The sequence below is a fragment of the Sediminibacillus terrae genome (genome assembly GCF_009602435.1).
GTDB classification, from domain to species: Bacteria; Bacillota; Bacilli; order Bacillales; family Amphibacillaceae; genus Sediminibacillus; species Sediminibacillus terrae.
This window is the reverse complement of the sequence record NZ_VZDQ01000025.1, coordinates 134,592-149,264: the sequence shown is the minus strand read 5'-3', so window position 1 is coordinate 149,264 and position 14,673 is coordinate 134,592. Positions and strand designations below refer to the sequence as shown.

General features: G+C 45.6%; 11 protein-coding genes. 4 read left to right on the top strand and 7 right to left on the bottom strand.

What is annotated here, in order from left to right; all coding sequences use genetic code 11:
• Nucleotides 1-84: 84 nt before the first annotated feature.
• On the bottom strand, nt 85-1,743 hold the full coding sequence (locus F6X55_RS14115; protein WP_202616145.1) for a peptide ABC transporter substrate-binding protein: 1,659 nt from the start codon (nt 1,741-1,743) through the stop codon (nt 85-87).
• Nucleotides 1,744-1,912: 169 nt separating this feature from the next.
• Here F6X55_RS14115 and F6X55_RS14110 point away from each other — a divergent pair, with 169 nt between their 5' ends.
• Entirely contained in the window at nt 1,913-2,056 is a 144-nt protein-coding gene (locus F6X55_RS14110) for a hypothetical protein (protein WP_153464306.1), read from the top strand.
• Nucleotides 2,057-2,217: 161 nt separating this feature from the next.
• Here the strand turns inward: F6X55_RS14110 and F6X55_RS14105 are convergent, their stop codons facing one another.
• From F6X55_RS14105 to F6X55_RS14095, 3 genes are all read right to left on the bottom strand, one after another.
• Nucleotides 2,218-3,075: a M15 family metallopeptidase gene (locus tag F6X55_RS14105; protein ID WP_153464304.1), complete on the bottom strand. Its 858-nt coding sequence runs from the start codon at nt 3,073-3,075 to the stop codon at nt 2,218-2,220.
• A 93-nt stretch (nt 3,076-3,168) separates the two neighbouring features.
• Nucleotides 3,169-4,281: a sensor histidine kinase gene (locus F6X55_RS14100; protein ID WP_153464302.1), complete on the bottom strand. Its 1,113-nt coding sequence runs from the start codon at nt 4,279-4,281 to the stop codon at nt 3,169-3,171.
• The gene (locus F6X55_RS14095; RefSeq protein WP_026770842.1) at nt 4,274-4,969 is read right to left on the bottom strand and encodes a response regulator transcription factor; all 696 of its coding nucleotides are present in this window, start codon (nt 4,967-4,969) and stop codon (nt 4,274-4,276) included. The genes F6X55_RS14100 and F6X55_RS14095 overlap by 8 nt, the downstream gene beginning before the upstream one ends.
• A 238-nt stretch (nt 4,970-5,207) precedes the next feature.
• On the opposite strand from F6X55_RS14095, the gene F6X55_RS14090 reads away from it, so the two are divergent.
• Nucleotides 5,208-5,789 carry a TetR/AcrR family transcriptional regulator gene (locus tag F6X55_RS14090; protein ID WP_026569194.1) on the top strand — a complete coding sequence of 194 codons (582 nt, stop codon included), beginning with the start codon at nt 5,208-5,210 and terminating at the stop codon, nt 5,787-5,789.
• Complete coding sequence (gene fabF, locus F6X55_RS14085) at nt 5,786-7,021, top strand: beta-ketoacyl-ACP synthase II (RefSeq protein ID WP_153464300.1); 1,236 nt, start codon at nt 5,786-5,788, stop codon at nt 7,019-7,021. The genes F6X55_RS14090 and fabF overlap by 4 nt, the downstream gene beginning before the upstream one ends.
• A gap of 774 nt (nt 7,022-7,795) precedes the next feature.
• Here the strand turns inward: fabF and F6X55_RS14080 are convergent.
• From F6X55_RS14080 to F6X55_RS14070, 3 genes are all read right to left on the bottom strand, one after another.
• Entirely contained in the window at nt 7,796-9,241 is a 1,446-nt protein-coding gene (locus F6X55_RS14080) for a sulfatase family protein (RefSeq protein WP_153464298.1), read from the bottom strand.
• Between the two features lie 91 nt (nt 9,242-9,332).
• Nucleotides 9,333-11,693: a beta-galactosidase gene (locus F6X55_RS14075; RefSeq protein ID WP_161993090.1), complete on the bottom strand. Its 2,361-nt coding sequence runs from the start codon at nt 11,691-11,693 to the stop codon at nt 9,333-9,335.
• Nucleotides 11,694-11,771: 78 nt separating this feature from the next.
• Complete coding sequence (locus F6X55_RS14070; RefSeq protein ID WP_237648679.1) at nt 11,772-12,995, bottom strand: sugar ABC transporter substrate-binding protein; 1,224 nt, start codon at nt 12,993-12,995, stop codon at nt 11,772-11,774.
• 562 nt (nt 12,996-13,557) lie between these two features.
• Here F6X55_RS14070 and F6X55_RS14065 point away from each other — a divergent pair.
• A complete protein-coding gene (locus tag F6X55_RS14065; protein WP_153464292.1) occupies nt 13,558-14,445 on the top strand; it encodes an SDR family oxidoreductase in 888 nt (295 codons plus the stop codon).
• The last annotated feature ends 228 nt before the right edge of the window (nt 14,446-14,673 follow it).

Here is a 14,673-nt window from a genome sequence, read left to right as displayed (position 1 = left end):
CTCCCTCTCATCTAACAAAAAAAGACCATTCCGTCGATGGGTTTTCTCCACCTCGACAGAATGGCCTCTTCACAATTTCAATCGTTATTTTTCAATGTCGACCCACTTATAATTATCAGCACTCACCTGGTAGGTAACCAGGTCCTTCACGTAATCTTGCTGCAAATAAGCACTGCCTTTCTGATACAGCGGAACGAGCACCGCACTGTCTTCAATCAGCATTCTTTCCGCCTTCAACAAGGCATCCCAACGTTCCTGTGGCTTGTCGGCCAAATTGGATTTGGCACCGAGGACTAGCTTGTCGTATTCTTCGTTCGAATATCCTGTGTGATTCCCGGGACTATCCGTAATGAACAGGTTCAAGTATGTCAACGGATCTTGGTAGTCCCCATTCCATCCGGTCAAAATCAGTTCATACTCCTGGTTCACGTTCGCCGAAATGCTGGCCTTCGGCGGCACGCTTTTGACATTCAACGTCATGCCGGAAAGATTCGATTCTAGCTGGTATTTGAGGTTTTCGGCAAACTGCTTTGACGTACCGGAGTCAGAAGTAGTCAAGGTAAATTCCAGTTCCTCTTTACCAAGCTCTTTCAATCCTTTTTGCCATTCATTCTTCGCCTGCTCCACATCATATTCGACCAAAGCACCGTTTTCGGCACGGAAATCTTCTCCGGTTTCCGGATTTTCTGCCAGTCCCTTTGGCACATTGCCTTGGATGACGATCGACCCGTTATTAAGGATGGTATCGACGATTTCCTGTTTATTCACCGCCATGTTGATCGCTTTGCGGATATGCAAATTGGCTAAATCTGTCGTTTCGCCATCCTTGCCCTGATTCATCTTCAAGTAAGAAGTGGCACCGGTCAAAAAGGTGTGGTATTCTTCGCTATCTTTATACTCATTGACATAGTCGCCTGTCAAATCAATTCGATCCAGCTGGCCCTTTTTGTAAAGGTTCACAGCCGTCGACGTATCTTTGACTACATTCATTTCGATTTTATCAACGTTGACCGCTTGTTTATCCCAATATTGGTCATTTTTTTCGAAGGTCCACGAAGTGTCGGTGCCAGACCAGTCTTCGATGACAAATGGCCCGTTGAACAGAATATGTGCCGAATCCCTCGCATATGCTTCCCCTTGTTCCTCTACAAAGTCTTCCGGCTGCGGGAAGAAAATAGCCGTTGTCAGCAGTTCCTTGAAGAATGGAATCGGGTTTTCCAATGTCACTTTCAAGTTTTTTTCATCGAGGGCTTCGACTCCGAGGTCATCGACCGGCTTGTCGCCGACAAGGATTTCGGAAGCATTGGCGACGATTTCCTCAAACTGCGGACCGTAAGCCGCCGCCGTATCCGGATTGACTGCTTTTTTCCATGCGTATTCAAAATCACCGGCGGTAACAGGAGTTCCATCCGACCATTTTGCGTCTTCGCGAATGGAAAAAGTGTAGACCTTTCCATCCTCGCTTACTTCCGGCTCTTCTGCCGCAAGGGCCAGTTCCGGATTCCCTTCCTTATCGAGACGATATAAACCTTCAAATACTTGATTGATCATGTTAAAGCTGAAGTCGTTGTCTGCCATCGTCGGATCCAGTCCAGGAATTTCACCCGGTGCACTTAACTGGAGCACCTTCTCTTCCTCTCCACCTTCATCTCCATCGTTTGTTTCGCTGGATTCATTGTTACTGCAGGCCGCCAACAGCAGCACGAATGCCACCACCGGCAAAAATTTTCTTATGTATCCCAATTTTTCTCCCCCTATTCTTTGCTGCAATGCTTTTCATTATATAGAGGGTTAGACAAGAAATTCAACCGGGAAGGTTCCTTTTCAGAAGATTCACAGCTGATGTTTCTACAAAAGCTTCCTGGTACACTTAAACCTAATCAGAGGAAAGAGGAAAGGAGGCATTTTTCTTATGGAGCTCGGAATCATTTTATTCTCATTCGTTATAGTAGTCTGTTTGGCCATTATCCTGAAACAATTGAAAGACATTAAGGATAACCAGGAATACCTGATGGAGTTACAACATGAGAGAAAAACCACCCCAATAACGGATTAATCATATTGGCTTCAGACCGGACCGTACAGGCAATGGCAACATATGTTCATCGCACAGCGACATTCCCTTGGCAATGCCGTTCAACTTGCAGATAAACCTTACTCCGGTTTTCTGCAAGTTTTTGTTTTTCCAAACCTGTTAATCCGCCGGCTTCCGCTCTATTATTTCTCCGATGTCACAATGACACCGCCGATGTTGTCGCCGGATATAGTATAATCGCCATCCGCCGGCACCTCGATGGTCTCGGTTTCCGATACCGGATAGTAACAAACGACATATTTTTTTCCATCCACTTCTACGGTTATTTCTTTATGTTGTTTCAAATAATCGAGGTATTCTTCCAACGCCAGGTTCTTTTCATGTATAATCGCACTATGCGGCAAGCCAACATACCGAATATGCCACGGCTCATAGGAAATGCCCGTGATCTCCGTCTTATTCTTTGGATAACGCAGGATAAAACCATGCTTCCAAGCATTATCTTCTATCCATCTCCCTTCCTCTGCTATCCTCATTTCGCCCTCTGTCGATCCCACGTCAAGTGACAGCCCGAGATTATGCTCGCTTTTTCCTGCCGGCAAGGCGTAATCCCCACCCATATCTTGATATAATCGATTTTGTTCGTCAAAACCGCGATAGCCACTGCTGATCAAAAAATCGTGTACACCGTCTTGTTCAGCAGCTTGTACCATCGATAAAAAATCCTCTGCCAATGCCTCCGATAGTTTTATGTCATTGTTCAGCAGTCCATAGTTCTTCGTCAATTCCGGATGGTCAAACAATTCTACTATATCTTGCCTGACACTCTCTTCATGTACTGCATGCTGCTCATTCACCAACAATAACTCTCCCTCATATATTTGCTCTTTTCCTACTTCTATTTTCTCAACATCCCGGAAACCTTCCTGTTCCTTTTCTTCTACTTTCACCTTCTCCTGTAAAAACGGAGTGGCCTTACCTCCGTAAAAATAACCACCACCGATTAATAGTAACAACAATAATAAAACCCACTTCTTCATTTCTGTTTCCTCCTCATTCCGAACTGTTATTAGAATAAGAAAAACTTTTTAAAAAAGAAGTGGGGTAAAGTTTAAATATTTCTTAAATGATGCTTACTGCTGGTCGGTCTCTCCTCCATTCAGCGGTATCCGGACTTCGAACACCGTACGAATCAAATTGCTGTCCGCAGCAATCGTACCGCCATGCTGCTCCATGATGTTCTTAGCGATGAACAAACCGAGACCAGTACTGTTTTCCTGGTGCGCCCTGGATTTATCCCCCTTATAAAACATATCGAAAAGGTAGGGCAATTCCTCTTTCGAAATACTGTCTCCATAGTTGATGACTTGGACTACCACGTCATCTCCGTCTATAAATCCCTTCACGTCTACGAATTGACCATCCTGCCCATAGCGGATCGCATTGGTCAGAAGGTTTTCAAATACCCGGGCCAAGAGTTCGCCGTCTCCCGAAACGGGCAAATCCGGAACAATATCCAATCTGGCAGCCAATTGATTTTGTTCGAAAACCGGGTATAGCTCTTCTGTTAATTGATTCAGTAAATTGCTTAAGTTAATCTGTTTTTTTTCGACGGTCAACATGCCATAATTCATTCTTGTCAGCTCGAACAATTCATCAATCAGTCTCTCCAAGCGCTGGGATTTCGTATGAGAGATGGTGATATAATGTTTTTTTTGCTCCTCCGTCAAGCCATCGTCCTTCAATATCAAATCCAAATATCCCAAAACAGAGGTGAGCGGTGTCCGCAAATCGTGCGCCAGATTCACTACCAGCTGGTCTTTGCTGCTCTCTGAAAAATCCCCTCTTTCAATCGCTTCTTTCAGTTTCTCTCCTGCCAGATTGATGTCTTTTGCTATATCTCCGAATTCATCATTTGTCTGGATGGCAATCGTGTGTTGAAAATCTCCTCGGGCAAGATTGTGTATTCCCTTCGATATTTCATCGAAATAAGTTAAATATGGCTTCGTGAGTACGAAGAAAAACAAAATGGCAACCGGTATAAAAATGATTAAAAAGAAATTAAAATCACCCACTTGGAGAATAAAGGCACGCAACCGTGTGAGTGGATCCTGGTAATCAACCATTGTATGGTAATAATATTGCAAAACCTTATAGATCAGATACGTGACAAGCCCGGAAAGCAGCATACTCAAACCGAATAACATGACCATTTTTGCCCGAAAACTATGTAACAGGTTACCCATTGAATGCATACCCCACGCCCCAAACTGTTTTGATGAATTTATTTTTCCGCTTGTCTTCCTTCAGCTTTTTCCGGAGGGTGCGGATATGGACCATCACGGTATTGGCCCCTTCATAATACGCTTCGTCCCAGACGCGCTGAAAGATATTTTCCACGCTGAAAACTTTATTCGGATGACTGGCCAGTAAAAACAAAATATCAAACTCTTTCGGCGTCAATTCAACCGTATCTCCGTAAAGCAATACACGTCGCTGGTCAGGAGAAATATGCAAACCACCGAACTCCAGGTCGGAAGTCTGTGTTGTCTGCTTGTGATTCCATTTCTTGAACCGGCGCAGCTGTGCATTGACCCGGGCGATCAACTCAATCGGGTTGAAGGGCTTTGTCATATAATCATCCGCACCGATCACCAACCCTTGCACCTTGTCAAAATCCGAAGTCTTTGCACTCAAAAAAATAATCGGCATGCTGTAACGCTCCCGGATCTGACGGGTCACTTCATAACCATCCATTTTCGGCATCATGATATCCAACACAAGCAGATCGACAGACCGGCTCTGCACAATGTCCAACGCCTCTCGGCCATCCGCTGCCACAAAAACGCGATACCCTTCTTTTTCAAGATGAATGGAAATCAAATCGGCAATTTCCTTTTCATCTTCCGCTATTAAAATAGAAATATCCTGCATATTGGTCACTCCCCAAAAACTGTCGAGTAGTATCTTGACTTATTGGATCACCTTAATCAAACGGCTTCAGGAAAACATAGGGTGACAAGTTTTCCTGTCCTGCTATTCATTCTCTATTATATCCTGGGGATTATCAAGGTTATCCCTGTCCTGAACGCGGGGTCGGGGTACCGACATTTCCATTTTCCCGGATCTTGATCATTTGACAACTTACTTACTAGTAAGTTAGTGTATTGCCATGACCACTAAAAAAGAGCAAATCATTTTATTAACGATGAAATTTATAAAAGAAAAAGGCTTTTCAGCTTTCAGCTATGATGACTTGGCCAAAGAACTCGGTGTCACAAAGGCTGGCATTCATTATCATTTTGAAAAGAAAGAGGAATTGGGCGTCGCCGTTTGTACACATCTGGAGGAAACACTTGAACGAACATACTCCGCCATCAAACAGGATAAAATGAAAAACATCGACAAACCGCTTGCTTTCCTCTCCAAAAGAGCAGTTCAAGTTGATTCACATGCCGTTTGTCCGATTTCGGCGTTACAGGCTGATTATAATGACTTGCCCGGAACTATGCAGGTTAAAGTCCGACAGATCAGCCAAAGGGAAATCGGGATAATGACAGAGCTGCTTGAAGACGCCAAGCAGGATGGCGGCTTGAAAGCGATGGAGGATTCGGAAGGATTGGCAGCCCTCCTCATCGCCAGTGCGAAAGGCGGCTTGCAGTATCAGCGCGTACTGGGAGAGGAAGTTTTTTCAAAGATATGGACAACATTCACTAGACTTTTAAAATGTGATCAAGGAGATTCAGGGATATGACAAGAAGAGTAGTAGTAACAGGATATGGAGTTGTCTCGCCGCTCGGGAACACTGTCGAGGCTCTCTGGGACAAGGTGAAACAAGGAAAATCCGGCATTAAACGAATCGAAGCGGATGGTTATGAAAACATAAACACACAAATCGCCGGTTATGTTACCGATTTTGATGCCACACAATATCTCGAAAAAAAAGAAACAAGTAAGTATGACCTATTCATTCAGTATGCCGTTGCCGCAGCTCAACAAGCATTGACACAGTCCGGCTTGGATTTGGAAAAAGCAAACAAGGAAAGACTCGGCGTTTATGTCGGATCCGGCATCGGAGGAATCCATACAACGCTGGAACAGCACAAATCATTTCTCGACAAAGGGCCGAAGCGGGTTTCGCCGTTTATGGTGCCGATGATGATCAGCAATATGGCTTCAGGCATCCTTTCCATCAAAAATGGCTTCAAGGGTCCAAGCTTTTCCCCTGTCTCGGCTTGCGCCACAGGGAATCAGGCAATCGGGGAGGCGTATCTGAATATCAAACACGGTTATTCCGACGGTATCCTTGCCGGCGGGGCGGAGGCCTCTATCACACCGGTTGCTTTTGCAGGGTTTTCTAAAATGAGGGCCATGTCCACTTTCAATGATGCTCCTGAACAAGCCAGCCGTCCTTTTGACAGCGGCCGGGATGGATTCGTCATGTCAGAAGGGTCGGGCATTTTATTCCTGGAGGAATATGAGCATGCCAAAGCAAGAGGGGCAGCCATATTGGGAGAAATCGTCGGCTATGGTTCGACTACGGATGCCCATCACATCACCGCTCCTGATTTCGAGGGCGCTGCCAGCGCCATGAAGCTTGCTTTGAATATGGCGAATATCGAACCGACGGCTGTGGATTATATCAATGCCCACGGAACAAGCACGCCCGACGGAGACAAATCGGAAACAAACGCGATTAAACGTGTATTCGGCTCGCACGCTTATGACCTGAAGGTGAGCTCGACGAAATCGATGACCGGGCATCTGTTCGGAGCAGCAGGCGGGCTTGAAGCAGTCATCACACTGAAAAGCATCCTGGAAGACACCGCTCCGCCGACCATTAATTATGAAACACCCGATGGGGAATGCGATTTGGATTACGTACCAAATCGAGCTGTCAAAACAGAGATAAACCATGCCATTTCCAATGGTTTTGGTTTCGGCGGACACAATGCCGTGCTGGCATTTAAAAAGTTTACTGAGTAAAGGAAAAAACGAGCGAATTCGAAGTATCAATCGAATTTGTTCGTTTTTTACTTGTATGTTCATAAACTTCTTTTTTCCTGTTGTTTGATCCGCGCTTCGCATCGCTACGGCAAGACAATACGCGTTCCACGGGCACGGCTTCCACTTCCTCCGAAGGCACCAACCGCTTTCTTGCGGGATTTGCAGCCCGTGCTGTTCCGTTGGACCTCCGTATCTTGCCTCCGCTACGTTTTCGTGGTCTGATTTCTACCTATCAAGACAAAATAAACAGAACTCTATTCTTCTATTGACGTTAAGTTTCTAAATAGTGACAAAGACGAAAAATCAGCAGGGGAAGATTCGTTATTCTTCAGAAATTGGAGGACGCAGATCAACAGCATAAGAAGGAAAATACTCCTCGCTTCCATGCGGTTTAGCTTTCTATCCATAACAGCAATAGACAAGACGGAAATCACGCCAGAAAAGAACCATCTTCATTCAACGGGGACAAGGTGCGTAGACTCCTGCGGGACAAACGCGAGCTGAAGATCCACTTGGCAAAGAGGTTTTCTTTGCCAAGTTAGCTGAAGCCGTGCCCGCGGAAAGCGAAGTATCTTGCCGGATTAGTGGGACGCCTATTCATAAGAAAAGGTTAAACGCCAGATTATGATAAAACAAAAAACCGAATGAATCGTTCGGTTTTTTGTTATGGTCACTATGCTTTTGTCCCAAGCTCTTTTTATGTTCTTTGCTGGACAGCGCTCTTCCAGCTTACCATTTGGTTTATGATTTTTCTTATCGATAACGCTGTTCCAATCTCACGGCTGGCTCATTTCTGCCTTCTTTGTACAACTTTTGTAAATATCGGTCCAAATCCAGGTCATCTCTCGTATGAAAAGGGCCGCCTTCATGAATCACACTCCACATCGGATCGACGGGTGAATCAGATGTCTTCATCTGTTCTGTCACCCACTCATCCAGGATGCGCAGGCCTTTCGCCACCACCTCAGGGTGTTCGTCTATCAGATTATTGGTTTCGTGCGGATCCTTTTCAATATCAAACAACATGAAATCGGGAAGTTCTTTTAATCCGTCGTGATACGTTCGGATAAGCATCCAATGATCGAAACGCACGCCTCGCTGACAGCTCCAAGCACACTGACTGACAACCAAATGTGGCCTCCCCGACGATTTTCCATCAATAATGGCAGGCAAAAAACTTTGCCCGTCCCACTTTTCACGCTGCTTCCCGCCAGCAAGTTCTGCAAGTGTCGGCCCCACATCGATTTGGTAATGCAAATCTTCATCCACAAGGCCGCTTGCGATATCCGGTCCGGAAATGATAAAAGGAATACGACAAGTGATGTGATCGGCTAACTGGTGGTCACCATAGACATTCAATTCCCCTTGGTTTTCCCCGTGGTCAGCGGAAATGATGATGATTGTTTCTTCCAGGATTTCTTGCTTCTCCAACTGATCGATGATTTTCCCAATATGCTCATCGACGTAACGGATGGCGGTGTCATACCCATCTATCCATGCCTTGAAGTCATCCCGGTCACGGATTTCTTCCGGTATTCCCGGCCATTGTCTTACCGGTGGTAGATCCCGGGCACTGTAGGGGCCGAAACTGTCCCGATGCTCGGCAATCATTTCTTCGGTAAGCCACTCAGGGGCGGGCTCCTTTTCAAATGGATTCCCATACGATGCAGGAGTCCGATAAGGTGTATGGGGGTCCCAAACATTGAGGTATAAGAACCAATCCTCTTTTTCCCTGCCGCGGGACTCCAGCCAATCCAGCGCCTCTTTTGTCACATCGTCCGCTGTTTCTCCCGCATGCTTCCCTGTATCATATGTTTCCAGGAATCCGCGTAATATGTGCCAAGCTTCATGCCTGCCGGGAAATGGGCTGATAATCGCCGTATGCATGTTTTTGCTTCGCAGCGTGTCCACCCAAGTCTGGTACTGCGAATCATGAAAGTTGAATGGTCTGTCTTTTCCGATAGGACGCATATCCGCTTGCAACCCTCCGTGGTTGACGACTCCATTATGGATTCCGAACTGTGAACTGAACAAAGCAGAGCGTGACGGGGCGCACGGTACGTCGGAGGCATAATGATTAGTGAAACGGACGCCCTGTTCCGCAATACGGTCGATGTTCGGCGAGGTATTACGGTGATAACCATAGCAGCCTAAATGATCAGGGCGCAAGGCATCGATATCGAGATAGAGTATTTTCATAGACTTGTCCTCCCTTTCAACAAAATCCAAGAAAGATCATTTCCAAATGCGACAGGTGTGTTGCTCCCGACAATACAACAAAGTATCCCCTTTACTTTCGGAGGAGCTCTATTGTTGCATACTCCGTCAGAACATTAACTTTCACACCATACGTTCCTCTTCCTTTCTCAACGACCTGAATATTTCCATTCGGTTCGGGGCGCCAGTGTGGTGACTGAAATACGATTTCTTCTTGGCTTTGTCTTCTCCTGATCACCATCGACAGTTTTTGATAGGACTCTGTCAGCTCGACGATTTCCGCCGTGGCATACAGAATCGTTAAATCCTCGCGCAGCCGCACATTTATCGGTAGCAGGAGGCCGCCTTTCCCAGGAACGATTATGGCTTTCCCGTCGAACAACTGGCTGTCTCGATAATCGACCGTTGTTTCCTTTTCGTATTCATCAAAGTTGTTCAAGAATAAAAACTTTCCATTCCGGCCATCTCTCACTGAAACATCCACTTCCTCCTCAACACGGAACTTGCTACTCACACCGATTTTCGCGGCTAGATTTCTGTATATTTCTTTTTTATATTGATAGTCAAATTCCATGCTGACACCGAACATCACTAATTTGCCTTTTCCTAAGCGCTTCTCAAATGCGACCACGGACTTTTCCCTGTTTTCAGCCCATCCGAAGGCACCTTCCCGGATGTCATACATTTCCATGCGGTCGATTTTCACATTGTCCACATCATCTACCTGAACAAACCCGCCAGCTTCACTCCCTTTTACCTCCACCTGAATGTAATCTTTTAAAACGGTGCATGGCTCCCCGTTCATATCTTTAGTCGGGATAACCGGAAACAAGACGAGTTCGCCGCCCGTTTCGATATAATCCATCAGCTTACTTTGGACTTTTCCATCCATCCGGTCGTGGGCAAATACCCACAGCGACGGTACTTCTGCCGGGTTTATATCGCCGTCCTTCAATAAGTTGCAGCCATCATAGACGATATTGTTCACGCGCAAGCCTTTCGCCAGCCCGTTAAAGAGATTGGCTTCTCTTTCCTTTTGGAGCGATTCATCCAGTTCAGCCGTGAACTGATTGCTGAATTCGGTCATGAAGTAATCCGGGTAGAAAGCAAAGTGAGTATCGATTTCCGGCTTCGAACTTGTCAATGGCTGCTGATAAACCTGCAGCATATTCCCCAGATGCTGGATCACTTGGAAGTGTGCCCGTTTTTCCCCCATCATTGTTAAAGGGGCCTGCCATTCATGACGCCTGCCCAGTATCCCGATCCCCCCAAAGTTTTCGCCGCCGACAAACATATAATAGTTTGCCGCATTCATCCCGTTGGCAATGCAAAGACGAGTCGTTAAGTCGAACGTGCTTGGCTGCAGCCTCGGCCGATCGGGAATGCTGCCCCCTTGGAATTCAGCCGAGAACAGAGGCTGCTCTTTCCATTGAATGGATTTGGTGAAAGCATTCGCCAGGACAATGTCCACGAAATTATCATAGTCGATATTACCGATATAATAATCGCCAGCAGCCATCACTCCATCTATTTTGGCAACCTCTACTAACTGCGATAATCCAATCGGGTATTTTGTTCCCCGTTTCAAGTGGTCCACGGTGTCAAACCCATGGATGTTTATCACATAAGGCACCTGAATGCCCTCGCTATCTGCCAGCTGTTTCAAATGTTCGATGTACTGCCGGTAATGTTGTCGCATAAATAAACTGAACTCGTTTTTCAAAGGCATGCCGTAGGCCGCTTGCGGTTGGCACAGCTTTGTTTCCACGAAACGGGCAATACTATTTTCCTCTACACCGAATGTGTCATTAAACTCGTTTAAGGAATACTTGTTTTCTAAATAGTTCGTGAAGAAATCCCATGTGACAGAGTTAAAATCTCCCTGGTTTGTGACCCAATGAAACATCCCGACTTCATTGTCTAATTGAAACATGATAATCGGTCCGCCACGACGCCACTGAAATCTTTCGATGATCGGACAAACATGCCTGTACCAATTTTCCACTTTCTCTAAATAAGTCGGGTGCATGTAGCTTACCACTCTGGTCGGATGGACATTTCCTTCCTCCGTTTTTGCCATGGCGTCTGGGTAATGGTCGATAAACCAAGTCGGAATTCCATGATCGATCACCTCGGCCATTACATACGGACCCGGACGGACCAAACAATACATCCCTTCCTCCTTGATGATTTCCAGAAAGGAAAGGAGATCGAGTTCCTCTCTCGAAGTACCCGATAAGTCGATTTTGCCTTCTTCATATTCATGAATTCCCCAGGGAATATACGTACTGATCATGTTCAGCCCTGCTTCCTTTGCTTGCCTGATGCGGTTTCTCCATTCCCCCTTCGGCACTCGAAAATAATGCAGTTCTCCTCCAAAGAGCAGTACCTCTTTCCCGTCAATAATCATTTTTTCGTCCTTGACTTCTATCATTTCCATTCTCCTCTTATTCGGTTATCGAAGTGTTATAAGAAAAGGAGAGAGGTGCACATTACCCTCTCTACTAAAAACCTAATCGGCCAAAATATCGTCTACTTCTTTCCGATAGTTTGCGAGTGCTTCGTCAGTATCCGCATCTCCTCGATAAATCTGTTCCAGTGTGTCTAACAGCTCGTTGCCCATTCTTTCGTATTCTGGAATCAATGGCAGTGGTTCCGTTGACTGCAATTGTTCTCCAAAGGTACTCACCATCGGGTCATCGGCTAAAATCGGATCTTCCCATGCCGCTTGATTGGCCGGCAGCTCGCTCATTGTTTCATACCAGGCCAATTGCGTATCTGTATCAGCCATCCAGTTAATGAAATCAAGCGCTTCGTCCACCTTCTCCGAATTATGGAATATCGACAAATGCGCTCCACCCATCATCGATTTATTTGTCTCTCCTTCTGGCATTAGCGCGACATTCCATTTCCCTTCAATATCTTCGCCGTTATCCTTTAATGTCTTGATATCCCACGGACCGCTGAAGAACATCGGTTTGGATCCATCGCTGAATGCCTGAACAATCTCCTTGCCTTCTTCTAACTGGGAATAGCCTTCCTCATAGAATTTGGTATAAATATCAACCGCATCTTTAAAAGCAGGGTCATCGAAATTTGCTGATCCTTCGCCTACTTCATATGTCCAACCTTGCTGCCATCCCAACATAAACGGAAACTGCGGGTCAGTCCGTGGTAAATCGATCGCATATTGACCGTCCCCTCTGTCCGCAAGTTTTTCAGAAACATCGATCATCTCGTCCCATGTTTTCGGCCCATCTGGATAACCCGCTTCTTCTAAAATATCCGTTCTATAAAAAAGAGCACGCGTATCCACATACCATGGAATCCCGATTACTTGACCTTCATACTCCGCTGTCCCTCTCGCCCCATCAAAAAAATTATTCAAATCTAAATTTTCATAGTCGCCAATATCATCCGACATATCATAAAATGCTCCTGCTTCCGCAAATTCCGCAACCCACGTGTTGCCGATCTGCAGCACATCGGGACCTTTTCCGGAAGCGACTGCCGTCAATAATTTGTCATGCGCGTTTTCCCAAGGTATTGTTTGCACTTCTATTTCGACATCATGTTCTGCTTCATAATCTTCTACAAACCCTTCCAACTCATCAGACATCGTCCATACTTGAAGCGCATCGTTAGAACCAGAGGATGCATCGGAACATGCCCCCAACACAAAAGCAGTGCCAACCAGGACTATTGCAAACAGAAAGACTTTGATTCCCTTTTTCAACTTTCCACGCTCCTTTGATATTTATAAAACCACGCCATTCATTGAAACGTTTCAATCAAAACCATCATGAAACCATCCGTACAATAGCTGTCAATGCACTTCTTGACGTTGTACAGTCTTCCAGTAATATATCTTTTGCCGGATTGCTTCCTGCTGAACCTCTTCTTTCGTTTCCCACTCAGACATTCCTGTTTCATCAAGTTAACAGCCAGAAAATTAGTCTCATCTGGCGCGATCTTCTACCATTTCCAATTTTTACCTATCATCTTTCCTTCATTTGCTTTGGTTTGCCACTTATGCATCCTCTAAGTTGAAAAAAACACCATTCCCTCCCTCCATTCCAACTTTCCTCTTCATCTCTTTTCACAATAATTGAAACGTTTCGATAATTACACACTACCAAAAAATGAATGCGCTTTCAACTTTTTTTATTCCATTCTTTTATCCCTCCCCATCCTCCCTGTATGTTCCTTTTGCTTGATCGAGTTAGGTTTATTCTTGCTTCTTACGAGGTACACAAATACATGTCCTTACAAGATTTAAAGAAAGGATGGTTTTATTCATGCCTAAGAATCCATTAGAAAAGTATTATCATAAAGATTTCCCGAAACAATATCAAAATCCGCCAGGTATTCAAAAAGAAATGGACCCTGTTCCCGACTGTGGGGAAAATAGTTACCAAGGCTCCGGCCAGTTGAAAGGAAGAAAAGCATTGATTACAGGTGGGGACTCCGGCATCGGCCGTGCTGCTGCAATCGCCTATGCTCGGGAAGGCGCAGACATTGCAATCAATTATCTTCCCGTCGAGGAACCAGATGCGCAGGAAGTGAAAGCATTAATCGAGCAAGAAGGACAAAAAGCAGTCCTACTGCCGGGAGACTTGCGTAGTGAGGAATTTAGCCGGTCTCTCGTACAGGATGCTGTTAAAGAATTGGACGGCCTTGATACATTGGTCCTTGTAGCCGGTAAACAACAGGCAGTGAAAGATATCGCCGACCTTACAACCGAACAACTTGTTTCCACGTTCGAAACCAATGTATTTTCCATGTACTGGATGGTCCAAGAAGCGCTGCCTCATATGCCTGAAGGAAGTTCGATCATTACCACTTCCTCCGTAGAGGCTTATTATCCATCCCCGCTTTTACCGGACTATGCAGCAACGAAAAGTGCGATTGTAGGCTTCACCAAGTCCATGGCGAAACAACTATCCTCCAAGGGCATACGCGTGAATTCCGTAGCACCAGGACCGTTCTGGTCTGCCCTGCAAATTTCCGGCGGCCAGCCGCAGGAAAACATTCCGACCTTCGGAAAAGAAACACCGGAAACGCCATTGCAAAGAGCAGGTCAGCCGGTCGAGCTGAGCGGGATTTATGTATTCCTGGCATCGGAACAAGCTAGTTATGTAACCGGTCATGTTTATAGCGCAACCGGAGGATTGAACGCAAACTAAGTTTCGGTCCGTAAGAAAACATGTCTCACTTAGAAGTTCTTGTCCGGGACAAAAGCATGGCCACCAAAGCCAAAACCGAGCGAGTTTGAACGATCAATCAAATTCGTTCGGTTTTTACTATTTAGATAGACTTCTTATTATCCTGTTAGTTGATGCCGGAGTGGAGCGTTCCTCTTTATAAAAGGGAAATTTAGAACGGTTTACTTTTTGCAACCAAAAAACCGTTTT